Source organism: Pseudoalteromonas sp. NZS11 (genome assembly GCF_015864765.1).
Classification (GTDB): domain Bacteria; phylum Pseudomonadota; class Gammaproteobacteria; order Enterobacterales; family Alteromonadaceae; genus Pseudoalteromonas; species Pseudoalteromonas arctica.
This window is the reverse complement of the sequence record NZ_JADYWP010000003.1, coordinates 321,070-347,921: the sequence shown is the minus strand read 5'-3', so window position 1 is coordinate 347,921 and position 26,852 is coordinate 321,070. Positions and strand designations below refer to the sequence as shown.

General features: G+C 40.0%; 20 protein-coding genes. 8 read left to right on the top strand and 12 right to left on the bottom strand.

Translation table 11 applies throughout. From position 1 onward, the window contains the following. Positions 1–95: 95 nt before the first annotated feature. Positions 96–1,241, bottom strand: a complete 1,146-nt coding sequence (locus tag I6E82_RS08595; RefSeq protein ID WP_197117565.1) for an endo-1,4-beta-xylanase — start codon at positions 1,239–1,241, stop codon at positions 96–98. Positions 1,242–1,356: 115 nt separating this feature from the next. On the opposite strand from I6E82_RS08595, the gene I6E82_RS08590 reads away from it, so the two are divergent. Next, positions 1,357–2,331, top strand: coding sequence for an SMP-30/gluconolactonase/LRE family protein (locus I6E82_RS08590; protein WP_197117563.1), 975 nt, complete (start codon positions 1,357–1,359; stop codon positions 2,329–2,331). Between the two features lie 162 nt (positions 2,332–2,493). On the opposite strand, the gene I6E82_RS08585 is transcribed toward I6E82_RS08590, so the two are convergent. From I6E82_RS08585 to I6E82_RS08545, 9 genes are all read right to left on the bottom strand, one after another. After that, positions 2,494–3,774, bottom strand: coding sequence for a glycosyl hydrolase family 8 (locus tag I6E82_RS08585; RefSeq protein ID WP_197117561.1), 1,281 nt, complete (start codon positions 3,772–3,774; stop codon positions 2,494–2,496). Positions 3,775–4,007: 233 nt separating this feature from the next. Then, the gene (locus I6E82_RS08580; RefSeq protein ID WP_197117559.1) at positions 4,008–4,829 is read right to left on the bottom strand and encodes a ThuA domain-containing protein; all 822 of its coding nucleotides are present in this window, start codon (positions 4,827–4,829) and stop codon (positions 4,008–4,010) included. A gap of 7 nt (positions 4,830–4,836) precedes the next feature. Then, positions 4,837–5,547 (bottom strand): DUF6445 family protein, encoded by a 711-nt coding sequence (locus tag I6E82_RS08575; RefSeq protein ID WP_197117557.1) that lies wholly within the window; start codon positions 5,545–5,547, stop codon positions 4,837–4,839. A 5-nt stretch (positions 5,548–5,552) separates the two neighbouring features. Continuing rightward, positions 5,553–7,037 carry a tryptophan halogenase family protein gene (locus tag I6E82_RS08570; RefSeq protein ID WP_197117555.1) on the bottom strand — a complete coding sequence of 495 codons (1,485 nt, stop codon included), beginning with the start codon at positions 7,035–7,037 and terminating at the stop codon, positions 5,553–5,555. Positions 7,038–7,059: 22 nt separating this feature from the next. Then, complete coding sequence (locus I6E82_RS08565) at positions 7,060–8,070, bottom strand: cupin-like domain-containing protein (RefSeq protein WP_197117553.1); 1,011 nt, start codon at positions 8,068–8,070, stop codon at positions 7,060–7,062. Between the two features lie 10 nt (positions 8,071–8,080). After that, complete coding sequence (locus tag I6E82_RS08560; protein WP_197117551.1) at positions 8,081–8,824, bottom strand: SapC family protein; 744 nt, start codon at positions 8,822–8,824, stop codon at positions 8,081–8,083. Positions 8,825–9,001: 177 nt separating this feature from the next. Next, a complete protein-coding gene (locus I6E82_RS08555; RefSeq protein WP_197117549.1) occupies positions 9,002–12,031 on the bottom strand; it encodes a TonB-dependent receptor in 3,030 nt (1,009 codons plus the stop codon). Between the two features lie 387 nt (positions 12,032–12,418). Further along, a complete protein-coding gene (locus I6E82_RS08550; protein WP_096793272.1) occupies positions 12,419–13,486 on the bottom strand; it encodes a glycoside hydrolase family 43 protein in 1,068 nt (355 codons plus the stop codon). 62 nt (positions 13,487–13,548) lie between these two features. Next, positions 13,549–14,904, bottom strand: a complete 1,356-nt coding sequence (locus I6E82_RS08545) for an MFS transporter (RefSeq protein ID WP_197117547.1) — start codon at positions 14,902–14,904, stop codon at positions 13,549–13,551. A 364-nt stretch (positions 14,905–15,268) separates the two neighbouring features. Here I6E82_RS08545 and I6E82_RS08540 point away from each other — a divergent pair, with 364 nt between their 5' ends. The 3 genes from I6E82_RS08540 to I6E82_RS08530 all read left to right on the top strand — a co-directional run bounded on the left by I6E82_RS08540 (position 15,269) and on the right by I6E82_RS08530 (position 18,620). Next, positions 15,269–15,997: an NUDIX hydrolase gene (locus tag I6E82_RS08540; RefSeq protein WP_024599007.1), complete on the top strand. Its 729-nt coding sequence runs from the start codon at positions 15,269–15,271 to the stop codon at positions 15,995–15,997. A gap of 270 nt (positions 15,998–16,267) precedes the next feature. Beyond that, positions 16,268–17,758 (top strand): SulP family inorganic anion transporter, encoded by a 1,491-nt coding sequence (locus I6E82_RS08535; RefSeq protein WP_197117545.1) that lies wholly within the window; start codon positions 16,268–16,270, stop codon positions 17,756–17,758. 10 nt (positions 17,759–17,768) lie between these two features. Then, complete coding sequence (locus tag I6E82_RS08530) at positions 17,769–18,620, top strand: universal stress protein (RefSeq protein ID WP_197117543.1); 852 nt, start codon at positions 17,769–17,771, stop codon at positions 18,618–18,620. A 160-nt stretch (positions 18,621–18,780) separates the two neighbouring features. On the opposite strand, the gene I6E82_RS08525 is transcribed toward I6E82_RS08530, so the two are convergent. Beyond that, positions 18,781–19,674: a LysR family transcriptional regulator gene (locus I6E82_RS08525; RefSeq protein ID WP_197117541.1), complete on the bottom strand. Its 894-nt coding sequence runs from the start codon at positions 19,672–19,674 to the stop codon at positions 18,781–18,783. A 117-nt stretch (positions 19,675–19,791) separates the two neighbouring features. Between I6E82_RS08525 and I6E82_RS08520 the strand changes: the two genes are divergently transcribed. Together I6E82_RS08520 and I6E82_RS08515 are read left to right on the top strand one after the other, a co-directional pair. Beyond that, entirely contained in the window at positions 19,792–20,415 is a 624-nt protein-coding gene (locus I6E82_RS08520) for a glutathione S-transferase (RefSeq protein WP_197117539.1), read from the top strand. A 375-nt stretch (positions 20,416–20,790) separates the two neighbouring features. Continuing rightward, entirely contained in the window at positions 20,791–21,180 is a 390-nt protein-coding gene (locus I6E82_RS08515; RefSeq protein WP_197117537.1) for a hypothetical protein, read from the top strand. 209 nt (positions 21,181–21,389) lie between these two features. Here I6E82_RS08515 and I6E82_RS08510 read toward each other — a convergent pair whose 3' ends face one another. Beyond that, entirely contained in the window at positions 21,390–23,540 is a 2,151-nt protein-coding gene (locus tag I6E82_RS08510; protein WP_197117535.1) for a 2Fe-2S iron-sulfur cluster-binding protein, read from the bottom strand. Positions 23,541–23,934: 394 nt separating this feature from the next. Here I6E82_RS08510 and nirB point away from each other — a divergent pair, with 394 nt between their 5' ends. Together nirB and nirD are read left to right on the top strand one after the other, a co-directional pair. After that, positions 23,935–26,508, top strand: a complete 2,574-nt coding sequence (nirB, locus tag I6E82_RS08505) for a nitrite reductase large subunit NirB (protein ID WP_197117533.1) — start codon at positions 23,935–23,937, stop codon at positions 26,506–26,508. Then, entirely contained in the window at positions 26,495–26,848 is a 354-nt protein-coding gene (gene nirD, locus I6E82_RS08500; RefSeq protein WP_165721822.1) for a nitrite reductase small subunit NirD, read from the top strand. Before nirB ends, nirD begins: the two co-directional genes overlap by 14 nt. Positions 26,849–26,852 lie beyond the last annotated feature (4 nt).

Sequence of the window (26,852 nt, the reverse complement as noted above, 5' to 3'; positions counted from 1 at the left end):
TTAGTAAAATGACTTTTATTTGCCTCCATATAAAAATTTGCAAACAAAAAAAGCCGAGTATTTAAAAATACTCGGCTTTGACTACACAATGCGATTTACTTAACTACATCAGCAATTGTTTTAATAACTGGCTTAGGGTTTAAATTACGATCCCATAGTAATGGGTAGTTTGTTCTGTTTGGGATTGGGTAGTCGTTTTTCCACGACATACCATCGTGTAATCCCCAAAAGGTTACGCGGTCTATCTTGTCGCGCTTTGCGTAAAACAGTTCAAACAAGGCTTTATAACGGGCGTTTAATTGCGCCTCTACGTCGCTTGGCAAGCCATTTTTGTATGGGTCGAGGTAGGTTTCAAACTCTTCTAGCTGAAACTGCGGTTTCATCATATCGGTGCCGGTAATCTGCCCTTCTTTTGTTAAAGGCAGCACGTCTATATCAAGCTCAGTGATCATCACTTTTATACCCAGCGCGGCGTAGGTGTCAATGGCTTGTTCAATATATTGCATTTCAGGAAAGTTAAGCCCCCAGTGCGCTTGTATGCCAATGCCATCAATGCGGATACCTTCTTTTTGCAGCATTTTGATCATACGTATAATGCCGTCTCTTTTTTCTGGTCGCCATGCATTAAAGTCATTGTAGTAAAGCTCGGTATTAGGTGAATACTGCTGGGCGTATTTAAATGCGGCTTTTACCATGGTATCGCCATCACCTACGCGGTTAACCCACACAGTTGGGCGATAAGAGCCGTCATCAGCAATCACTTCGTTAACTACATCCCACGCATCTACTTTGTTTTTATAGCGCCCTGCTACAAGCTCTATGTGTTTGCGCATTTGCTCAAGCTGCTGTGCTGGGGTATTTGGCTCATTTTTGCTATTTGTAAAAAACCAGTCGGGCGTTTGGTTATGCCACACTAAGGTGTGGGCTACGGTAAACATATTATTTTGCTTGGCAAAATCTATAAACGCATCTGCACCACTAAAATCGACCTTACCTTGCTGTGGGTAAATTACTTCTGCTTTCATGGCGTTTTCTAGGGTGACTGTATTAAATTGCTTAGCAATAATTGACTGCGCGGCTGCGTTTTTTCCTGTCACTATATCTTGGTTTACAGCAACCCCTATTTTAAATGAGTCTGCAAAGGTGTTTTTAAGGGCTGGGGCTGGGTCTTGCCCTTGTGCAGCGTTTACGCTTAATGACCCTGCAAGTAAAAGCAGGCCGAGTGTGTGTGTTTTATGCATGTGTGTGCTCCGTTGAATCGTTATTATTTTCGATAAATATCATACAACGAAAAAAATAAATGATATAGTCAAAATGACCATTAATTATAAATTAAACAAACCTGAGTAAACGTCCATGCTAAAAACACACAAAAAAATACTAAGCTTAGTTGTATTAATGCTCTGTTTTAATAAAGCAGCGCTGGCACAACAACCTCAAAACCCGCCTTTGTTAAACGCTGTAAACAACCCAAGCAATGAGCAGTCGCCATTAATAAAGGGCGTAAAACCCACACTTGTTAGTGACGATCTTTTATTTTTAGAAGGCCCAACGTGGTCAAACCAAGACAATGCGTTTTATTTTTCAGAAATGAACTTTGCTAGCTCGCAAGCACTTGGCCCTGATTCGACCATTTATAAATTAGTGCTGCCCAATACCCTTACCACTTATTTAAAACACAGTGGTACAAACGGCTTGTATGCCAAAGGAGAGAGCCTCTATACGCTTAACCATAAAACTCAGTCGCTTTCTAAAATTAATATAAAAAGTAAGACCAATACCGTAATAGTCAATAAATTTGATGGGCTAAGCTTTAGCTCGCCAAACGATATGACTATGCATAAAAATGGCGATATATTTTTTACTGATCCTAACTGGCAACTAGGCGAACGCACTCAGCAAATGTCTTATACCGGTGTGTATAAGTTAAGCAATACAGGCGTACTTAGTTTAATTGACGCTACGCTTGAAAAGCCTAACGGTGTTGCGCTATCCCCAGATCAGCATACCCTTTATATTGGCGACTTTAGCAACCGCGTAAGCAAATACACTATTGATGAAAACGGTGATATTTCACCGCGCGAAGACTTTATTAAAGTAACCTCACCAGATGGTATAAAAGTAGACTCTGCTGGCAATATTTACGTAAGCAGCCACAAAAAAGGTGTTATTAATATTTATACGCCACGCGGCTCACTTATCGATAAAATTGAACTGGGCCCTAATGTAACCAACCTTGCCTTTGGTGGTAAAAACCGAAAAACGTTATTAATAACTACCGCTAAGGGCTTGTTTACGCTTGATGTAAAAGTAGCGGGTTTGGCTAATTAGCTAAATTAGTTAAATTAGTTAAGCAACGTATTAAAGAGAAAGTTAAGCTCACTCGTTAAGCACAAAAACCGGTGTAACTTAGTTACACCGGTTTTTTATTATTTAAGTTATTGCTACCTAAGCTTTTGCCGCTTAGGCTTTTGCTACTTAGGTAGTGTTATTTTAATTAAACGTGTTGTTATAAAACTTAAAATTGCCCGATACATGCAGCATAGCTAACATATACAGCGAACCATTGTAGTAACGGTAGCTACCGGTTGGTTGCGATAAAGACCAAAACTCGTTAAAAAATTCATTTGCTTGCCCAGCGTTTGTTGAAGCAAGTAACGCTACTGCATTCGCGGCCTTTTGACCTTCGCCTGCACAGCCTTTGTTTTGCGCACCACCGTACGAATACACTTGCTCGTAACAGTTTTTACTGTTGTTTGTTTTTGCATAACTTAAAAAGCCAAGTGCTTTATTAACTGCATTTTTATGCCACGCTTGAGCACCCATTAAATGCGCATCTAAACCCACATTCATAATTACGCGCCATGCATCAAATTCATACCATTGACCTGGGTTTGCTTGGCCGTTAAAAATGTAGCCAATAACAGGGCTGCCATCTAAGCGCGATAAAAATGTAGGTAAATTCCAATGCGGATTATCACTTACTTTTGTAAAATGGTTTTTAAGTAAGGTTCTACTTTTTGTGGCTACTTGTCGCCAGTAATTTTTGTCTGCTTGGTTAGTTACGTTATTAGCAAAGTAGTCGTAAAACGCAGGTATATGGTAAGAAGGGTCTGTTAAGTTATCTAAATAAGGCGAAAAGCGGATTATTTGGTTTTCCATCAGCTTATTTTTAATTGTATTTAACATGATAATAGCATCGTTGTAGTAGTTAAACTCACCCGAATTACCCCAACGAGCAGAGGCATTAAGTAGTGCAAACGCAAAGTACTCTTCGCCATCAGGAGCGGGGCCTTCATCTACTTTATAAACAAAGCCGTTTTGATTAAGCTTTAGTTTCCACGCGTAAACGCCTTGTTTTTTTACATCAGGGTGATTGTCTGGATTTTTTTGATACGCTTTTGCAAAGCGCCATAGGTTATCAAATTCTTCTTGTTTATTAAGCATGACAGCGGCGGTCATTCCCCACGATTGCCCTTCTGTTCTTATATCGTCGCCTTCGTCTGGGTTAATTGCTTTTATGTAGTGTGCTTTATAAACACCGTTTTCGGTGTACGGGTAGTAAAGTTGTTGTGTGTTGTTATAGCCAAACATATTGTCAAAAGTACTATTCACTTTTTGCTGTATATTTGTTTTACCCATTTCTTGTGCGAGGTTACGGTATGCTCCTGAACTGTCGGCGCCTACACTCGATGGGTTACTATTAAATGCAGCAAGTGATTGATAGCTTATTAGTGTTAACAATAAAGTTGTTATTTTAAAAAATACTTTCATGTTTATCCTCTTTATTTGAATTATATCAGCGTGCAAATTTAATATAGTCTTTTTGACCATTTGATCAAGTAATTCTCAAAACTATTTGTTTGTTTTATAAACTAAGTGAAATGTGTGAGGTGCTTAATAAGTGTTTAAGAAGTGCTTAAAAAATATAAAAGGCCGCTTAAAAAAGCAGCCTGAATCGACATGAATTGTGCTAAAAAGCGTATTTATTAGTTATTTATTAATTACTACTTTTTTAATCCTTTACCCGTTGCAGCCCAATAAATTCCGCCATAAATATGCTCGGTTAAAAACTCACTTTTATACACTGCATTAGTATGCCCAAGGGCTGTATAAAACGAGCGTCCGCCATCGTAATTGTGATACCACGAAATAGGATGAAACGCCCCCATACCTGAGCCTGTTTTGTTATTACCCCAATCGGCAGTTGGGTTGTAACTTTGCTCATCAACTGTGAGTAAGTAGTTTAACTTAGTTAGCTCGGGCCCAAATTCGTACCACTCGTCGGTCCAAAGCATTTCCTGCGGCATATGGTTTAAGCCAATAAAGCGAGTATTAGGCACTTTACTTAGTACGCCAGTTTGAATAACAGGATGAATGTTAAAGGTGCGCCCCACCAACTTTTGATACCACGGCCAGTCGTATTCGGTATCTGATGCGCTATGAATGCCAACAAAGCCTTTACCTGCTTTTACAAATCGCTCAAGCGCGGCTTGCTCTTTTGGGTTTAAAATATCGCCCGTGGTTGATAAAAATACCACTACATCAACATTTTTTAAGTAATCGTCGTTAAAATAATGGCTTTCTTCGTGCCAAATTAAGTTAAAAAAGTGCTTATCGGCTAAGCCTTCTAGCGCTTTAACGCCTTCGGTTTGCGACTTATGGTGCCACCCTGCGGTTTTTGTAAATAGCAGAACATTAAATTGCTTTTTAGGGAGGGTATCAAACCCTGTAGCATGACTTTTTTGCACTGTTGCCATACTCAGCGCCAATACAACAAAGCTTAATAGCCAACCTTTATATGCGAATCGAGGTAAAGAAAAAGACATAGTAATCCTATTTAAAATGAACAAACATATTGGCCGTTAGCCGCCCTGTTTGTGGACACGACGAAATATCGGTAGATGTATTAAGTAAACTGGTGTGCAGCAAATATCCAGGAAACACAATAAGCCTATTTGGCTTATATTCTATGTGCTTGTAGCACTCAAATTCACTGTGCTGCGTGGTGCAATAACTAGGCTTTGCATTATCTAATTCAAGGTATTTCTGAGCATATGTTAAATACGTGTTTTTGCGCTTTGAGCTTATTGATTCAAACCCTGTTTTTTTATGTCTAAAAAATCCAGTGCCGCCGTGCGCTCCCCCTCCAAGATAATGAATAATGGCAATTAAGTTTGGATCGTTTGTATCAAAGTGTGGCAAGGTTTGTATTGGTGATAGCTGCCGCTCCGTTTTAGTAATTAACGATAAGGTATTATCTTTTGGGTATGGGGTAAGTGTTTTCCCAATATTAAATACGTTATAAAGCCCCTGTATAAGAGGCTTTAAGTAATCAACCACACATTGCTTTGGAAGCGGCATGCGTAAACCTGGGTATTGAGTGAGTTCGTCGGGTTTAAACTCCCCATTACTTTGAGCAGCACTTTGCGCTAGGTTTATAAGTTTTTGCGGCACACTTAGGTAGTCGTCAATTATAATAATTGGCGTTTGCTCTTGCCCTATAAACTCATATTGCGGCTGTAAGTTATTGCCAAGTGTTAGCATAATACTTACTTAGCCTTGCAATAATGATTAATAAAATCAATGTGACTCGGTAAGCTATTTGCTTTTTTAGCCACATGATTTTTTATTGATTCTAAAAATCGTTTAAGCTCATCATCGCTCATGCTGTCTACAATGGGGTGATAATTTTGCGGCATTAGCCCTTGCCCTAACATCACTTGTAACCACGATGCTTCGCCAAATAGCTCTTGCTCTGCTTTATATACATGCCCGCTTTGCTTAAATAGCTCAATGCGCTTGGCGAGTGACTCTGGTATTGGCATGTTTTTACAGTAACGCCAAAAGTCGCTGTCGGTGCGCTGCGTCACATGGTAATGCAGCACAATAAAGTCGCGAATGTTTTCGGCTTCAAAGCGCATTTTGTTATTAAAGTCATCTTGATAGCACGACTCGATTGCTTTGGTTGGCATGTTTTGCATTAATCTTATAATGCTTTGCTGAATTAAATGAATACTGGTTGATTCAAGCGGCTCAATAAAACCACTTGCCAAGCCAATAGCAACACAGTTTTTGTTCCAATGTTTACGCCGTGTACCGGTGCGGTATTTAATAACGCGCGGCTCATTAATAGGTTTGCCTTCTACGTTATTGAGGAGCGCTGTTTTGGCCTCATCATCGCTCATGTATTTACTGCAAAACACAAAACCATTACCACGGCGGCTTTGCAGCGGTATTTGCCACTGCCAACCACATTTATGTGCCATTGCACGTGTGTATGGCACAATTGGGCTTACTAATTCTGTTTGCACTGCAACGGCACTGTCGCACGGGAGCCAATGGCTCCAATCTTCGTATCCGGTGTGTAGCGCTTGCTCTATTAATAAACCTTTAAAGCCGGTGCAATCTATAAATAAATCGCCCTCAATAATTTGCCCGTCACCTAAAGTAAGCGATTTTATAAAGCCATTGGTGGGCTCTAAATTAACTTTGCTTACCATGCCTTCTATACGTTTAGCGCCGTTTTGCTCTGCAAAATTTCGTAAAAATTTAGCGTACAAACCGGCATCTAACTGATAAGCATGGTTACGGTCTTGATTCGGCACTACGGCAAATTTACCCAAGCGACTTGCTACGTGCTCTGTGCAATAGTCGCCAATATCGGCTGCAACACCTTGTTGCATACCTTTTAGCCAAAAGTGCTGAAAACCTGCAGCCCAACAGCCTTGCCCAACATAACCAAATGAGTGAAAGTAGCTTTGCTGGTTTTGTTTCCAACCCTCAAACGATATGCCTAATTTAAACGTGGCGTTAGTGGCTGCCATAAATTCTGATTCGCTGATTTTTAGTAAATCATGAAATATATGCAGCGTAGGGATAGTAGACTCCCCGACCCCTACGGTAGGTATTAAATCAGACTCAACTAAGCACACTTCAATATTTTTACCTAGCAGCTTTGCCATTGCAGCGCTGCACATCCAACCAGCGGTGCCGCCACCTGCTATTACTATTTTTTTAATTGCATTTTGATTCATATTTCAAACCTTACAAGTACGCTTAGCGTCTTAATTTATTTTGTAATTCGGCTCTTAATTTACGCGCTGCAAGCTCATCCATTGGCTTTGCTAAAATAGCCTGTGCGGGCTCTGGGATGTGAGTAAATTCGTTATCAGCAAATACATAGTAATTAAACAAACGTTGCCATGCTGCGCGCTCATGCTTTGGTAAATTACGTATGTTTAAAATAGCAAGGTGCAACGCATTAGTAGGCTGACCATAAACCGCAGGCGTATTTTTAAACCAATAATTAAACAGTATATTTAAACTGCCAAGCCCCTCTACTTGGTGCCACCACATGCTGGGCAATATAAGGGCATCGCCGGCTTCAAGATCAACGGTAATTGCTGCTTTTATTGCCTGCTCAAACTTAGGGTATTGCGTGAAGTTGGGCGCAGTTGTGGTAGTTAAGCTTATTGGCTGACCACCGGGTGCTTTATCAAGCGGGCCTATGTATAAATTGTCTATTTGATCGGGGGCAAATAAAGTAAAACGCCTTTTACCTGCAACGCAACATGCTAAATTTTGCGCTACGTCGTAATGTGCTGGTACGGTAACTTTTCCGCCTGCCCATACATTAAATAAACAGCCTTCGTTTAATGCGTTAACTTGGCAGTGATTAACCAAACCAGGTAAGCACTGTGCAATGCTAGTAGAGCCAATGTATAAAGTGTCGGCTTGTGGGTTATTTACACTTTGCGTTATTTGTTCAAGCGCACTAATAAATGCCGCTTGTTGATTAGTAAAGTTAAAACCGCTCATATCGGGGTTATACCCTACAACCCCGCTTTGACTGGCAGGTATTGTGCAAGTGTTAACTAAAAAACCTTCGTAAAACGGTGTTAAATAATCAATCGCAGCTGCATCAGATTTTTTAGCGGCAATAACGAGGGGCCAATCGCTTACAAACCCTTTTAGTACAATAGGCACAGACGAGTTTAAAAGCTCCTTGGGCAAGGTGCTGGGAGTTAAGCCATTAAGCGTTTGAATTTTATTTTCTAAATTTTCCATAGTTAAGCACTTACACAGCGTGCTTTTGTAGCATAAGCTGCTCGTTTTTAAGCGCGACTAAATCACGTACATGTACTTGCGAGGCAATGACCATGTATATACACGCTAAATACCCTTGTGAGTGCAGCTGCGCAATTGCATCGCTACTTAGTTGGTTAAGCGTGTCTTCGTTTATGGTGTAAAAACCGAGTAAGTTATGTTTAAGCCCGTTTACTAAATCAAGCTCTAGGGATACCGATTCAAGTAAACCATGTTTAATTAAGGCTTTAATAAAGGGCTGGTTTTGTTGTAAACCATGATGCAGATTATCGAGCACATTTATTACGTTTTCGAGGTAATCGCTGTTCCCGCCGTGTTCTAAAAATAAGTTAATACCCTGCTTTGTTGATACTTTTGGTGAGTCTAAATCAATGCTAAGCATGCGCTCTTGCGTTGCTACACCGTTTTGCATTGTATTTTGAGTCGCGATAGCAAAAGGCAGTCGCTGCATACTTAACGGAATGTAGTGTGCTTGCCATTGCTGGTTTACTAAAAATAAGTTTTCGTCTTTATTTATGCCGTACAAACACACCGGCGAAAATGTATTTGTTGTATCGTCCTTGGTAAAAAATATTGGGTAATGTGCTTGAGCGACTCTAAATTCGCTCACAAATGTATCGCTGTACCAAACCCCGTCACCTAAGTGTTTACTACGTGCAGGGTTTATTTTTAAATGCTGATGCTCAACATTATTTAATAATGCATGATTGGCCATGGATTGTGTGCTCCAATTATTGTTGTGTGCCTTTACCTACTGCTACGAGTTAAATGTAACAAATAGGTTAAATTCACATTGACTATAACAGGTGAGTATTATTATTACTAGGTTAATTTAGGCAAATAAAAAAGCCGCAAAATGCGGCTTTTATAAGGTTGCTACAAGGGTAATTTATTAAAAATTATAACGAACACCTAAACCGTAACGAGAGCCAGTTTGAGTGATGTTATAAATCAGCTCTTGCTTACGCCCGTACGATGTTACGTACTCGTCAGTAATGTTTATACCTTCAATAAATACAGTAAGTCCCTCTACTGCGGGTACTTCGTAACTTACGTTAAAGTCTATTTGGTAATACTCATCAGTGTAAATTGGTGCGGTTAAATCGCCATTTACACGACGCTCATTTAAAAACGAGTCGCGCCAGTTATACGCAATACGCGCTTGTAAGCCTTCTTTATCGTAAAAGAACACCACGTTTGCCGTGTCACTTAACCCTACTAGTGCTTCTGTATCCTCTAGTGAGTCGTTGTCGTATTCAAGGCCTGAGTCAACCATAGTGTAGTTAAAAATACCGCCAAAACCTGACTCACCAAATAAATGCTGAATATTAAATTCAAAGCCATCAATAGTGTATTCTTGGTCGCCATTTACAGGCACGTTTATTCTAAAGTTAATTGGATCATCTGAGTCTGGGTCACCAACAATTGTGCCACCGTCTAATTCACCATCTTCATCAAAATTAGGCTGCACATTTGGATCATCAGCAAAGTTTTCAAAAATGTAATTTCTGATGTCTTCGTTAGATGCATTACCACCTAGTGCACTTGATGCAGCTCTAAATTTTTCACCATTTAATGGGTCATATAAGTTAAATATATTTGAGTCGATAGTGCCTGTAGTGATCCAATTTGTTACGTCTTTTTTAAAGTAACCAAACGAAATATAGCTTCCTTCGTCGTAATACCATTCACTTGATAAATCGTAGTTAATTGATTCAAGCGGTTTAAGACCTGGATTACCAGAGCCACCCGAATAACCACTTAAACTACCACCGGTATTAATAGTTGTACCGCCTTGAAGCTGACCGTAGCCCGCTCTTGAAATAGTTTTACTCGCTGCTGCACGGATCATTACATCTTCAACAACTTCAATATTAAAGTTAATATTTGGCAGGAACTGGCTGTAATCTGCCGATTGGCTTAGCGTTTCAATACCGGTAACACCGGTTACTGATGTGGCTGTATCTTCGTTCCACTCTACGCGGCTGTAACCTGGTGCGGTTGCTTTAGAAAATACGTCTGTTTTTTCGTAGCGTAAGCCAATTTGCAGGTCGAAGAACATGCCGCTCAATTCGCCTTTGTAGTTTACTTGTGCAAAAGCAGACTGCGTTTTTTCTTCAGTAAAGCGGTTTGTTGCTGCATCCCAATCGGTTGAAGCACAAAATTGTCCTTCGCCGTTTGGTCCTGCCGCTGCGCCGTCGGCTGCTTTACAATCACCATAAAGGTTATCTACGTTGGCAATAGGGTCTGCGTACTCTGCTGCATTTACAATCGCATCAAAATCGGCAAAAAAGATTGTATTAAATAAATCGTATTCGCCTTGTGTTGCAGTGCCTTCAAAGTTACCCGCTTTAGCTTGAAACTTATCTAAAATAGTATCTTGGCGCCAATCGATATCAGAAAAGTCGCCCTCAACACCAACACCACCCCAATCTGGGCGCTGTACTTGTGTATGACGGTAATGGTTATTTACTTTATTAACTGCAACACCAAAATCAATACTTAAACTGTCGTCAAAAAAGTACTTACCTGAAATTTGCGTTTGATCGATTTCTGAATCGTATTTGTCGTTTGCAAACCAGCTACCCGATAAACGCATGGTTTCTGGGGTAAAATTTTCAATGTTACCAATAGCAATACCGGGTAAGTCGCCGGTTAGATCAAGCCCGGTACGTGAACGTGTGTACGACGGTAACTGAATATTGTTACGTGTACCGTGGCGTGGATCAGTTGCTTTCATTGAGGCTTTTGAACTGTGGTGATCAAACTCTAGGTTAAGTTGATCCGATACCGCCCATTCTAGATTAAAGCCTAATGAATCTGTTTTTTCTTCGCGACCCCAAGAACCTACCGTAAGCGACGTATCGCGGTAATCGGCATCACTTTGAATGTCATAAATTTCTGAGTAAATAAGTGGGTACGCGTTAGGCTCGCCCGCCCAAACAGATTCACTTCTGTCGCCAGCATAGTTAAACCAAACTGAGGCATCAGTGTGCTGCTCTTCAACGGTTGTTTTAAAGCCCGTGTAATCAAGGGTTGCTGTAATGTTTTCAACAGGTTGATATTGAAATACCAACTGACCATTTACACGTTCACGTTGACGTTCTTCAAACACATAACGTGGTTGTTGCGGGTTTGAGTAAATGCCTGATGTAGGTCTGTTTGCTCCGCCTTCTGCGCCTGCAGGTACACCGCCCCATCCTGTATTTGTGTAATCAGATGCTCTGTAGCCTTGATCTTGAATAAACTGTTGCATACCGCTTTCACGGTCTTGGTAGCTACCTGAAATCGAAATACCAAACTTGTCATCCCCAAATGTTTGCGAATATAAACCGCTTACCTCTGGTGTAATGCTACCCTCGTCGGTTGATTGATCGTCTACAGCTTTTACGCCAAACGATGCTTTTATACCTGGGCTATTTAAAGGTCTGTTTGTTGTTAAGTTTATAGTTGCGCCAATGCCACCTGAGGTAACACTTGCGTCTGATGTTTTATAAACTTGCACGCCCGATACGCTTTCAGATGCGACATTTGCAAAATCAAATGTGCGGTCACCTGTTGTATTTGGAAGTTGGCGGCCATTAATAGTAATTAAGTTATTAGCAGGTCCAAATCCACGTACTGTTACGCGGCTACCTTCACCGCCCGCTCTATCAATTGATACGCCGGTAATACGTTGTAGCGATTCAGCAAGATTGGTATCAGGAAATTTCCCCATATCCTCAGCCGAAATTGCATCGACAATACCAGAAGAGTCGCGTTTAACATCCATAGAGCGTTGCAATGAACCTCTAATGCCGGTTACTTGTATTATTTCTACATCTTCATCGGCAACAGTTTCGGCAGCGTAGCTTTGGTGAGGAAGCGTAACGGTACCCATTGCAGCGAGTATGGCTGTTGAAATTATCTTTTTCTTAAACATCATGATGCCTTTTTCTTATTTAATTATTATTGACGTACTGCAAGACTTTAAGAATTACTCGAAACATAATTGTAAACTATTTGTTTCATTTTACGGTCAATAAATAATTATTGTGTGTGTATGTTTTAAACGTTTTACAAAGACCACAACCAGTTTTAAACATGTGTTACTTAACTAAAAACCGTTAAATAACAGCACGTTTATGCTAATTCTTTGTGCTAATTTTTTGCTTTAAAATATTTTCATTTTGTCATATGTCCTCAGCTTCCTCTTATTTTGACCATTAACAATAAAAATTAATGGTCATATTGACTATATCTTTTTTATGCAAATAAAAGCCGTAGCGGTGCTTACGCAGATAATTTGCAATGTTTGTAACTATTTTTACTAAGCGTGTTCATATGGGCTTATTGTTTGAATTTTTCCGTTTGAGTCGTGCTCAAGCTTAGCCATTTTCATACTGCGTAAATGGGTTTGTCCGCCCGACAACGTGCTGTCGTGATAAAATAAAAACCAATCACCATTGTGTTTAACAATTGAGTGATGCGTGGTCCAACCTAGTACCGGGTTTAAAATAACGCCCTGATAGGTAAATGGTCCGTATGGGTTATCGCCTGTTGCGTATACAATTTTGTGCGTATCGCCCGTTGAGTACGAAAAGTAATAAACACCATTGTGTTTGTGTACCCAAGGGCCTTCAAAAAAGCGGCGGTTATTATCGCACACTGTAATTGGCGAGCCGCTCTCATCTAATACAACAACCTCTTTTACGTCTTCGCTTAGGCTGATCATATCTTCAGATAATTTTGCTACACGCGCAGGGATTGCAGGTTCACCATTTTTGGGATACGCGTCTTCTTTGTTAAATTCGCTCGTTTGCCAATTTTGTAATTGCCCGCCCCACAAGCCACCAAAATACAAATAATGGCTTGAGTCGTCATCTTCAAATACAGCTGGGTCAATACTAAACGTCCCTTGAATGTAATCATCTTCTGCTTTGAATGGACCTGTTGGGCTGTCACTTTTTGCAACGCCAATTCTGAAAATACCTTGCTGATCACGCGCCGGAAAATAAAGGTAATACTGACCAAGTTTATGCGCTGCATCGGGTGCCCACATTTGCTTACTTGCCCATTTTACGTCATCTACACAAAGTGCTACGCCATGGTCTATGGCTTTGCCTGAGCTTTCGTCAAGGGAAAACACATGGTAGTCGCGCATTGCAAAGTGGTCGCCGTTATCATTAATTTCATTTTTTGATTCAATGTCGTGCGATGGATAAATATACACTTTGCCGTTAAACACATGCGCAGACGGATCGGCGGTATACATGTGATCAACTAACACATTATGATTTTGTATTAACGAGTTGGCTCGTTGTAGGTCTTTTAACTGTTTAAGTTCAGCGTCACTTAATCCATTAGATGGGGGTGCTGCTTGCGCTGTATTTTGCATTTTTACTCCTAGTATTGCCTGCCCACTTTGTACTTTTAAAAGGTGCAAAGTGGGCTGCTAAATTAGTTTATGGTTTTGTTATCAGCCAGCTGCGTTTGAATGCGCTTTACTTCAGGCTCGGTAAGTTTGTAACGTGTTATAAAAATTAAACATGCCACGGTACAAATTACTGGAATGCCAGCAAAGGCGAGTAAAATGCCTGATAACGTGTGTTCTGATTGTTCTTGATTAGGCACGTATGCGTACCCTGATAATATCCAGCCAGCAATCGCACCGCCGATTGCAAAGCCTAATTTTATTGCTAATAAATGCCCCGAAAACGTAACTGCAGTTAATCTACGGCCAATTTTTAATGCGCCGTAATCAACCGTATCTGCCACCATTGAGAACATGATTGGGGTAATTATCATGTGAGCAAAGTTAGCAATAAAGTAGACAATAAAAATGGTGACTATGGCGTCGCTCTCAAGTACGTAAAACATGCTGTGAGAAATAATTACGACCACTAAAGCGACTATAAATAGTGTTTTCTTTTCAATAAATTTGGTTAAAAAGTTGGTAGACACAGCGCCGAGTACTGAGCCAATTGCTGAGAGTGTTAAAAAGTTAGAAGTAAGTGAGGCTTCTCCTACGTAGTACTTAATATAATGCGGTGCTACTGAGGCTCTAACGCCAATTAATATTAATGTTGCAAGGCTTATAACGGCTATAACAACCCATTGATCGTTTTTAAATAAGCTTAAAAATTCAAGGAAGGCATTCTTTTTACTTTGCGCGGGTTTAACTTGTTTGGTTTCTTTGGTCATTTTAAAACACAGTAAAAAACAAGTCGCAGCAAGTCCGCCTAAAAACACCATTGCTAGCGGGTAACCTACTACATCGTCACCGTCGCCAAAAAAAGCAACCAGCTTAGGCAGCGCCCATACAATTACAAGCAGCGCTGCCATTGCCATTGCAAATCGGTATGACTGAAGCGATGCACGCTCTTTAGGGTCGTTTGTCATTACTGCGCCAAGTGCGCCGTACGGTATATTAATGGCGGTATAACACGTCATTAAAAGCCCGTAAGTAAAGTAAGCATATATAAGCTTGCCCGTAGAATCAAAATCTGGAGTTATGAATGCTAAGCAAGCAAACACACCGTAAGGCACGGCTAAAAATAATATATATGGTCGGTAAGAGCCCCAACGGCTGCGCGTTCTATCGGCAATACTGCCCATTATTGGGTCGGTAATTCCATCAAATAAACGAACCGCTAATAATAAGGTACCCGCAGCGGCTGCAGATAAACCGTAAACATCGGTATAAAATATCAACATAAAGTTAGCGACCATTTGAAATACAATATTACTGGCTGTATCACCAAGGCCGTACCCTATTTTTTCTTTAATTGTGAGTGTGTGTTTTGTGTTGTTCATGTGTGCTCAATTTTCAATGCAAATCGATATAGTCAAAAATACTATATGCATTTTTAGCGCATGTAAACATTTATGTTACATTTTTAATTTGCTAGTAATGTATTTAATACACGACGCTAATTAGCCGTTAAATTTACTAACATACAAAGGTATTATCCGTTCAATAAAAAACCAATACCAAACCAAAGTCGAATATCGGCGTGTACGCGTAAAAACAGGTACAGTTTATAAAGTGAGTAATTAAATAGATGTGATTGTTTTAAATAGGAATTATAAAAGCTTTTTATTTGCGCTTTACCCACCTTTTATATACCCTTAATAGTCTTTATAACAATATCTACGTATAGCTTTGGCTGAGTAATTTATGCACTATAAAACATCAAGCATTTCTAACAACATCGACGAAGAATCGATTCCTGATGACTGTATTAGTAATCTAACCGTAGATAATATTGTATTTGCTATTCATGAAGGTAAATTAAAGGTGTTGCTGGTTAAATATAACCGCGGCCTTGCAACAAGCCAGTGGGGTTTAATTGGTCATTGGGTTCGAAAGAATGAAAACCTAGATTCAGCCGCACTTCGTGTCGTTAAAAGTACAACCGGTGTTGAAAACCTGTATTTAGATCAGTTAGGTGCATTTGGTAACGTAGACCGCTACCCAGCTAGACGTATTATTACTATTGTTTATTATTCGCTCGTTCGCTTTGAAGAAACCAACCTTGTGAGTGGCGATAATGCTTTAGAATGTGAATGGTTTGATGTAAATAGTGTACCGGCTTTAATGTTTGACCACGCCGATATTTTAAAAAGCGGCTTAGATTACTTACGCTATAAAGTAAGGCACGAGCCGATTGGTTTTAGCTTACTTCCAGAAAAATTTACCCTGCTTGAGCTACAAGGAATTTACGAGTCGATTTTAAATAAATCACTCGATAAACCTAACTTTAGACGTAAGTTTCAAAAAATGAACTTATTGATAAACTGCAAAGAAAAACAGACCAATGTGGCACACAGAGCCGCAACTTTGTACCGTTTTGACATAAACGTGTACGAAAAACTAAGAGAGTTTGGTTTTACGTTTGAGTTTTAAATATTCAAAAACATTATTGGATTAAAGTTTGGTCTTTAAGGCCAAACAGCATATTGCTAATATATATGTGATACCTTTAATTCGTTTGCATTATTAATATAAACTAATCAAAAAGGAGCTTTTTACTTGAAACTTACGCCGCCCTAGGCAACCCCCCCTTTTTCATCGGCACGTTACGTGCAACCTTAATCGCCATCTGCGCGAGAATCATTGTTATTTAAATAAAATATTCCCCTATACTTTGGGAAACTAACTAATTAGGTTATTTACATGTTTGATCACGTAAAAAGAGATTGGCTCTCTAATGTTCGTGGCGATGTGCTTGCTGGTATTGTTGTGGCGCTTGCCCTAATACCTGAGGCTATTGCCTTTTCTATTATTGCCGGTGTTGATCCAAAAGTGGGTTTGTACGCCTCATTTTGTATCGCCGTTATTATTGCCTTTGTAGGCGGGCGCCCAGGCATGATATCGGCGGCTACCGGTGCAATGGCACTGTTAATGGTGACGCTAGTTAAAGATCATGGTCTGGAATACTTACTTGTTGCCACCTTGCTTACCGGCGTAATACAAATATTTGCAGGCTTTTTAAAGCTCGGTGAGTTAATGCGATTTGTATCGCGCTCTGTTGTTACGGGGTTTGTAAACGCATTGGCAATTTTAATATTTATGGCGCAGTTACCTGAGCTGACTAATGTTACTTGGCATGTTTATGCGATGACTGCAGCGGGTTTGGGTATTATTTACTTATTTCCGTATATTCCAACAATTGGCAAAATCCTTCCCTCCCCTTTAGTGTGTATTGTTGTTATTACCTTACTTGCACTGTTTTTAGGGCTTGATATAAGAACCGTTGGCGACATGGGCGAACTGCCAGACACCCTACCTATATTTTTATGGCCCGATGTACCGCTAACACTCGAAACGCTGCAAATTGTTTTACCGTATTCGATTGGTCTTGCGGTTGTGGGCTTACTTGAATCCATGATGACCGCCACTATTGTTGATGACTTAACCGATACAACGAGCGATCGTAATAAAGAGTGTAAAGGTCAAGGTATTGCCAATATTGGCGCAGGTTTATTTGGTGGTATGGCGGGTTGCGCCATGATTGGACAATCAATTATTAACGTTAAATCGGGCGGTCGTGGACGACTTTCAACCTTTATTGCCGGTTTATTTTTAATCATTATGGTGGTGTTTTTAGATGAGTGGCTGCGTTTAATTCCTATGGCTGCATTAGTTGCAGTAATGATTATGGTATCGATTGGTACGTTTTCGTGGACATCCGTTAAAGATTTAAAAAAGAACCCGCTTTCGTCAAACGTAGTGATGATTTCCACCGTTATTGTGGTTGTTGCGACGCATAACCTAGCCATTGGCGTTTTAGTTGGCGTGTTGTTAGCTACGTTGTTTTTTGCGAACAAAATTGGTCGCTTTATGGTTGTTACAACTAAGCACGATGAAACTAAAAACCTAGTAACTTATGAAGTTGTAGGTCAGGTATTTTTTGCCTCAGCAGAGCAGTTTATAGCGTCGTTCGATTTTAAAAGTGCGGTAACAAATGTTGTTATAGATTTAACCCATGCACATTTTTGGGATATAACCGGTGTATCGTCACTCGATAAGGTGGTTATTAAATTTAGACGCGAAGGTGCAACAGTTAATATTGTTGGTATGAATAGCGCAACCGAAACAGTTGTTGATAAGTTTGGCGTACATAACGACCCTAAAGAAGTCGATAAACTACTTGGCGGTCATTAAGGAGAATGTAATGAAAAAAATAATTACCTGTATCGATGGCTCTGTCATTACACACGCTGTAACCGAAGCTGCTATTTGGGCTTCAAAAAAGCTAAATAAACCAATTAGCTTTATACATATGCTTGAAAAAATACAACAAACTAATGTAGGTAACTACACCGGTACGATTGGTTTAGGTGCTCAATCGGCTTTGCTTGAAGAAATGACAAAACTCGATGAACACCGTAGTAAAATTTCTTTAAAACTAGCAGATGAATTACTCGACTCGGTTGCTGTAAAAGCAAAAATTGCTCATATTCAAAACTATGAATTAATTAAACGTCACGGTGATGTAATCGACGCTATTATTGATTTTAAAGATGATACTCGCTTAATCGTTATTGGTCGAAATGGTGTTGATCATCGTGTTGATTTAAATGCACTTGGTTCACACATCGAAACGCTCGTGCGTAGCGCCTCGCAACCAATATTGCTTATTTCTGGAAAGTTTAAGCAGCCTAAATCATTTATGATTGCGTACGATGGTCGCGAAACAGCCGACAAAGCACTGCAACAAGTGATTGATGGCGGTTTATTACATGGGCTTCATTGTCATTTAGTGAGTATTAATAATAATGAGAAGAACTTAGAAGAGAAATTTCTTAACGCTCAATTTAAACTTAGTAGTATGGGTTTTGAAGTGTCTGCAAGCTTTTTAGAGGGCAATATTTTTGACTCGTTAATGCAATACAAAGAGCAAAATAACATTGATTTGATTGTTATGGGGGCTTTTGGGCATTCGAAGTTAAGGCAGTTTTTTGTGGGCAGTAATACCATTAAAATGCTCGAAAACAACGATGTGCCAGTTATTATATTAAAGTAAGTGGTTGTTTTAAGTAAGCGCCACTTTAAAGTAAGCAACTGTTTTAAATGATATTTTAATGACCTACTTTAAAAAACCTAAAATCACTTAACTGATTTTAGGCTTTTTTGTTTTTGGCTTGGTTTGGCTTTCAGTTTTAAAGTAAGGTTTAAAGTAAGCTTTATTTTTTAGCTTCAAACTTTTCAAATAAAAACTGAATAAACGACGTAACCTTTTGAGCCACAAACTTTCTATGCGGATAAATAGCAAATAAACCAAACTCAAAGGTTTTATAACCTTGCATAACCTGTACAAGCTTACCCGATGCAATATCGTCTCTCACCACTATTTCAGGAATTAAGCCAATACCGCCACCCGCTACAACCACCTCTTTTACAGCTTGTGGATTATTAACCGAAACACGCGAGTTTACGCTTGCCGTTAATGCCTCACCACTTGGTGAAACTAGAGGCCAATGGCGACCTATTTTAAAGTTGCTATCAATCACCGTAGCGTGTTGCTCAAGCTCATCAACACTCATTGGTGCGCCAAAACGCTGAATGTATTCGGCTGATGCACATAAAATTAAAGGGTAACTGGTAATTTGCCGTGCAATTAAATTAGAGTCAGACACACTGCCAATTCTTATTGCTAAATCAACCCCCTCTTCTAGCAAATCAATTGTTTTGTCTGAAAGCACTAAATCAACACTTAAATCGGGGTAGCGGCTCAGTAACTCAGGCATTAACGGCGCAAGATTTGATTCGCCAAACGACACCGGCGCACTCACCCGAAGTTTGCCGCTAGCAAGCGCTGTTTGACCCGATAAGTTATCGAGCATTTCGCTGTAGCTTTCAATTACAGGCACTACGCTTGCGTAATAACTTTGTCCCGCCTCGGTAATCGAAATTCTGCGCGTGGAGCGGTTAAATAATCTAACCCCTAAGTCTTGCTCTACAATGCCCACGTATTTACTAACCAGTGCCTTTGAAAGCCCTAGTCTGTCGCCTGCGGCTGTAAAAGAGCCTGTTTCAACAACCGCTATGATTGTTTTAATGCCAATAATAGTATCCATGATTGTCAATATAGCATTGACATTAATTCCTTACTAGCTCGGTTTTTCAATACTGATAATAGTGAAAGAATAGCGTTATTAAAAATCACTATTCAAAATTAAAAAACAGGACAACCCATGAGCAACCTAACGCTATACCGTTTTACTTTATCTGGTCATTCACATCGTGCAGAGTTATTTACATCGCTTTTAAAGCTTGATGTAAATATGGTTGATGTGGCACTGCAAAACGGCGCACAAAAGCAAGCTGACTTTCTAAAAATGAATATTTTTGGGCAAGTCCCGGTACTTAAACATAACGATGACATTATTAACGATTCAAACGCTATTTTAATGTACTTGGCACAAAAATTTGATGCTAATAGAACCTGGTACCCAGAAGATATTGCTGTTCAAGCGCACATTCAACGCTGGTTGAGCGTTGCTGCAGGGCTTGTGGCTTCAGGTCCGTGTTCGGCGCGTTTAGTTACTGTATTTGGCGCAGAGATTGATCATCAAAACGCGATAAACATTGCCCACACATTATTTAAAACAATGGATGCGTATTTACAAAATCGCGAGTACTTAGTAGGCACTCAGCCAACTATTGCCGACATTGCCAACTTTTCTTACATAGCGCACGCACCAGAGGGCGGCGTATCACTTAGTGAATACCCAAATATTTTAAGATGGTTAAGCAACGTTCGTAAACTTGATGGCTATATAGCAATGCCTGAAACAGAAGCGGGTTTACTAGCTTAGTTTTAAGTTTTTAATACTGTTTTATAAGAGGCTATTAAGCCTCTTTTTTTGTGTTTGTTTAAGTGAAATCTGCAAAAAGTGAATAATATTTTTATTTTACAATAAGTTAAAATATATCCTGCGAATGGTTTCTTAAAATGTGCAGACATTTTTATATAAAACAAGGAAAATACTTTCTGGTAAAGCAATTACACATAAATATGATTTTGAAACAGTGTAAATAAGTAATAGTGACAAAGAAAAACTCTTTATCATTTCCTTCATAAAATACAGTAAACTATTGAATACAAATAGGATTCAAGTTATTATTTTTTAATAACAAATTAAAAATGATTTAATTTACAGGACTATTGTATATATTCAAGGAGAGAGTAAGTGAGTGCAAAACGTTCAAAACCCAAGTCTGGTAGAAATATAAAGAGTGATGCTAATACATCAGGTATGGGAAAAGATCATAATCTACCCGAAGGAATAGAGGGATGGAGCTGGGGAGCCTTTTTATGCAATTGGATATGGGCGGTAAATAATCGCACATGGATTGGCCTACTTGTTCTTGTTCCTTATATTGGTTTTATCATGGCATTTGTCTTAGGTTTTAAAGGACGAGAATGGTCATGGAGAAATAAGAGATGGGATAGTATTGAACACTTTCAAGTTGTTCAGCGCAAGTGGTCATTTTGGAGTGTAACGGCTGCTTTAGTCGGTTTTTTCTTAGGGCTTATATTCGCAATAGGTGTGCCGCTGTATCACAACTTAGTGAGATAAGTACCTTAGGTAGAGTTTACTTATCAGGTTGGAAGGCATTATACCTTCCATCTCTGCGCTTATTATTAATAGGAGTACAAACGGGTGGCTCGCCTCCCATAAAGAGTATTTATCAACATCTATTAATGACATTAAGCCACCCCAGTACTTTTGCTTTACAAGCTTTACATTCCAAATTAAATTAGAATTTAGTGTTTTCTTTCAAAATGCTACAGCTCTAAATCAAGTTCATCAACACCTTTGGCGGGTACAGCGCAGCAAATCAGCGCCTGTCCCGGCTCTACTGGATAACTTACGTTATTGCGATAAACCACAGCACCTGCGTTTATTTTTACGGCGCAACTGCCGCAGCTGCCGTTTCGACAGCCAAATTCAGGCTCTAAACCATGGGATTCGGCTACATTAAGTAACGTGTTGTCGCCTTTATTCCAGCGCTGTTCAAAGCCCGATTTACTAAATTTAATTACATTGTTGTCTGCTTCCTCAACACTAATCTCTTTGTTTTTATTAGGCGCTTCGCTTGTGTTAAGTACTTTGCGCTTAATACTGGAGGGTCCAAATACTTCCGCAAATATGTTTTTGTCCTGCACACCGAGTAATAATAGCTCGTTATAAACGTGCTGCATAAACGCTTGCGGTCCGCATAAAAAGAACTCGTAATCATCAAGTGGTAAATAATACCTAAACACATCCGCATTTATGCGCCCTTTTAAATCAAAGCCCTCGTCTTTTAAATTAAAGCTCTTATCTTTTAAATTAGAGCCATCGCCTTGCTTTTCATCAAGCTCAGGCTGAGATAAAAGTGAGTAGTAATCAATTGCCCCGCCGCTCCTATCTGCCAGTGTTTTTAACTCATTATAAAATGCGCGCTGTTGGGTGTTTTTAGCACTATGAAAAATATGCAAAGGGCGTGTATAGCGGGTTCTTAACCCTTCATTGGCAATATGTTTAGCCATTGAGATCATCGGTGTAATACCTATTCCGCCACCAATTAATACCGCAGGTTTAGCGCTTGCTGGGTCAATAAAAAACTGCCCTTGTGGGTATTTAGCTAAAATAACGTCGCCTACTTTTACGTTATTATGAAAGTAGTTAGACACCTCACCACTGAGCTCTTTTTTAATCGATAACCGATAAAGTAGTTCATGAGGGCTCGATGACACGGTGTAGGTTCTAATAACAGGTTTGCTATTACTGTTATTGCTACTATTTTTACTTGGTATTTGTACGGTTAAGTGCTGCCCAGCTTTAAACGGTAACAAGGTTGTATTGTTATGCCCTTCTAAATAAAAGGAGGTAATTACATCACTTTCTTTCGTTATTTTGGTTACTTTTAAAGGCTGCCAAGTATGTTTTAGTTTTTCTGCTTGTTTGTTTTTATCAGCCTCAAGCCACGTGCCCGTCATTTTAGTGTTAGGGGAATAAGCATCAAATTTAGCACTAAACGGAAGTAAGTTTTTAAGCCACATTCCTTTAGTGAGGGTAAATTTCCAGCCTCGGTCTGCGCCAATAAAGCCTTCAAGCTCTGGGTGCCCGTCCCATAAAATTTCAACGCTGCCGGTAACCATTAATACATTACCCGTGTCAAAATCAGGAAATAACAAACCTGCTTTTGGGTTTAATAAAAAGTTACCCAAGGTATTAAAAAAATTATTACCTGCGTAATCAGGAATCGTTAATGTGTTACCTTCGCGCTTTACAAAACCTGGCAACCCACCACGGTGAGAAACATCAACACCTTCAATTTTTGGGTTGTTTTTAGCGGTTATAAAACTCGAAACAAAAAATGTATCGGCGGTGTCAATTAACGCACTGGCTGCGTTATCAAGTGTAGTAAATTCAACTTTTTGTACCGCATTACTTTTAAGTAAAGGATCTCTATTAAACGTTAAGTCTCGCGTTTGAATATACTGCGGGCAATTTCCAAAGGATTGATCAACACTAAAACTCACCTGATAATCACTAATTACCTCACCTACGCGCACATTTAAACGGTTACGCCTACGCGTGCTTAGCTCAATGCCTAACAAACCAATTGGCGAGCCGGCAATATTTAACGTGTTATGTAAGGGGTCGTTTTTATCAACCGCGTGGGTCATTAATAATGATGTGGGTGTGGGTGAGCTTAAAAAGCCAGGCTGTCCTGAAACAATAGATACCCACGGATCAGCGTTTTCATCAACACTGCCTGCAACCACAAATGGTAACTGCTCAAAAAAGGCTTGATGCTGCTCTGGCATAAATGAGCGCACAGCACGTTTGCCAAATGTTGCCATTATTTCTCGTTTACCGAGTTTATCTTGTATTGCCAGCTCGCCTTCGTGAAAAGGTGAAGCATCTATTGAGTTTGTATTTATCATTTTGCTCGTAATTCGTGTGCGTATTTCATGGGTTAAATTTAACTCAATACACAATCAATGATAATGGGTGTTTTATTGACTGATAATGCACAAAACAATGACAATACTTGCACCCTCTTAGTGCCAGGCGCGCACCAACATATAACAAAATAGGTTTTATCCTCACTCTAAAAACACATTAAATACTATTTAAACAATAACTTAAAAAACTGGCTGTATTTTTGCAAACATTCTATTAACAAGCCCGTTTTACTTACGGCAAAAATTTAGGTTGTGAGCACAATAGCTATTAGCAACCATCGGCAAAGAAGCCCGCACACAGTTATGCATAATGCGTATTTGTGGCGGGCTTTTTTGTTATTTGTATTTAAACCGTCACTTTAAGGAATGCCCTATGCAAACCTCGCAAAAAATACTCATTATTGGTAATGGTATGGTCGGACACCACTTTGTTGAGCAAATGCGCCAAAGCGATGCCAACGCAGACATTACTGTACTTTGCGGAGAAGCAAATCTTGCATACGATCGCGTGTACTTATCAAGTGTATTTGATGGCAAAACCGCCGCCGATTTAGCACTAACAACTCACGACAACTACAAACAGCTTAATATTAATGTGCATACCAGCCAGTGGGTTGAAGGCATTGATAGATCAGCAAAAATAGTGACCACATTAACCGGTGAGCAATACCCGTACGACAAGCTGGTACTCGCTACAGGTTCGTTTCCGTTTGTGCCGCCTATAAAAGGTAACGACCAACCCCATTGTTTGGTGTATCGCACATTAGAAGATTTAGAACAAATAAAAGCCAGTGCCGCTGTAAGTAAAAGCGGTGTTGTTATTGGCGGAGGTTTGTTGGGGCTTGAAGCCGCAAATGCCATCAAGCAACTAGGGCTTGATACCCACGTAGTTGAATTTGCACCACAACTTATGGCTGTTCAACTTGATGGACAAGGCGGTACGCTACTAAAAAATAAAATAGAAAAACTTGGCGTAACAGTACACACATCAAAAGCAACCAGCGAAATAGTAAAAGGCGAAACCAGTCGCTTTAGATTAAATTTTTCGGACGAATCATTTTTAGAAACAGATCTGATTTTGTTCTCTGCCGGTATTCGCCCGTACGACCAACTAGGCAAAATTGCTGATTTAGAACTCGGTGAGCGCGGCGGTATTATTATTAATAACCAATGCCAAACGTCAGATCCTGATATTTTAGCCATTGGTGAATGTGCCCTGTGGGACAAAAAACTATTTGGCTTAGTAGCACCGGGTTACAACATGGCGCGCGTTGCAGCGAGCCAATTAAGTGGTGGCGAGCTTGAGTTTTTAGGTGCCGACATGAGCACTAAACTTAAGTTGTTAGGCGTAGAAGTAGGCTCAATTGGCGACGCTCATGCAAAAACGCCAGACTGTAAAGAACTTATATACCAAGACGCTATTCGCGGCTGTTATAAAAAAATCATACTAAGTGAAAAAGGCGACAAATTACTGGGCGCTGTACTTGTTGGCGATACCAGCGACTACGATACTTTATTACAGTACATGCTTAACGACATGGACTTACCAGAAAACCCTGAGTGTTTAATTTTACCAGATAGCGGCGGCGCGCCGTCGTTATCGAGCAGTGCCCTACCCGACACAGCCACTATTTGTTCGTGTCACAATGTGAGTAAAGGCGACATTGTAGGTGCGATTGATGGCGGCTCATGCGATTTAGCATCGGTGAAATCATGCACTAAAGCAGCAAGCGGCTGTGGTGGTTGTGCTGCGTTATTGAAATCTGTTGTTGATAACGAATTAGCAAGCCGCGGTGTTGAAGTTAACAACCATGTATGTGAGCACTTTGCGTATTCACGCCAAGAACTACTGCACATGGTAAAAGTAGAAAGCATTAAAAGCTTTGATGGCTTACTAGCTAAACACGGCAGCGGTCATGGCTGTGAAATATGTAAACCTGCCATTGGCTCTATTTTAGCCTCAACATGGAACGACTTCATTTTAGAGCCCGCTCATGTTGGCTTGCAAGATACTAACGATACGTACCTAGCAAACATGCAAAAAGATGGTTCGTACTCTGTAGTACCACGTATTGCTGGTGGCGAAATAACACCCGACAAACTCATTGTAATTGGACAAGTAGCAAAAGACTTTAACCTGTACTGCAAAGTCACTGGCGGTCAACGTATTGATTTGTTTGGTGCGCGCTTAGAAGAGCTTCCTGTTATTTGGGAGCGACTTATAGAAGCCGGATTTGAGACCGGTCATGCCTATGGTAAGTCTCTTAGAACCGTTAAATCGTGTGTGGGTAGTACGTGGTGTCGTTATGGTGTGCAAGACAGCGTTGGACACGCAATAGAAATAGAAAACCGCTACAAAGGGTTACGTGCGCCGCATAAATTTAAAATGGCGGTATCGGGTTGTACCCGCGAATGCGCCGAAGCACAAAGTAAAGATATTGGCATTATAGCTACCGAAAACGGCTGGAACTTATACGTGTGTGGTAATGGCGGTATGCGCCCTCGCCATGCTGATTTATTTGCGACCGATTTAGACACGCCAACACTGATCAAATACATTGACCGCGTGATTATGTTTTACATAAAAACAGCTGACAAATTACAACGTACGTCGGTATGGATGGAAAATCTTGAAGGCGGTTTAGACTACCTTAAAAGCGTAGTCATTGACGACAGCTTAGGCATTTGCGACGAGCTAGAAGCGCAAATGGAATTAATTACACAAACCTATGCCTGTGAGTGGAAAAAAGCGATTGAAAGCCCAGATGCAGCCAAACGATTCCGCCAGTTTATTAATAGCCCCGAAACCGACGACAACATTTTATTTGTGCAAGAGCGTAACCAAATTCGCCCTGCTACAGAAGCCGAAAAACGTGAGCAACGTAATACACAAAACCGTATTCCAGTAATGGAAGTTGAAGAGGAGCAAGCTGATGTCTTGGCATAATATTGGAACAATCGACAACCTAGTGGCTAATAGCGGCGTATGTGCACTAGTTAATAATCAGCAAGTGGCTATTTTTTACATTCCACAAAATCCAACGGCTGTGTTTGCCATTAGCAACTACGACCCAATTGGTAAAGCTAATGTATTATCACGTGGCATTATTGGCTCAATCGACAATAAATTAGTTGTCGCATCGCCTTTATATAAGCAACACTTTTGCTTAGAAACAGGCGAATGTTTAGAAGTAGAAGCAATACACTTACCGGTTTTTGATGCAAAAATTGAAGACGGCAGTGTATTTATAAGCGCTGCGCCAAAAGTTACAACAGCTGTGGCTTAGGGGT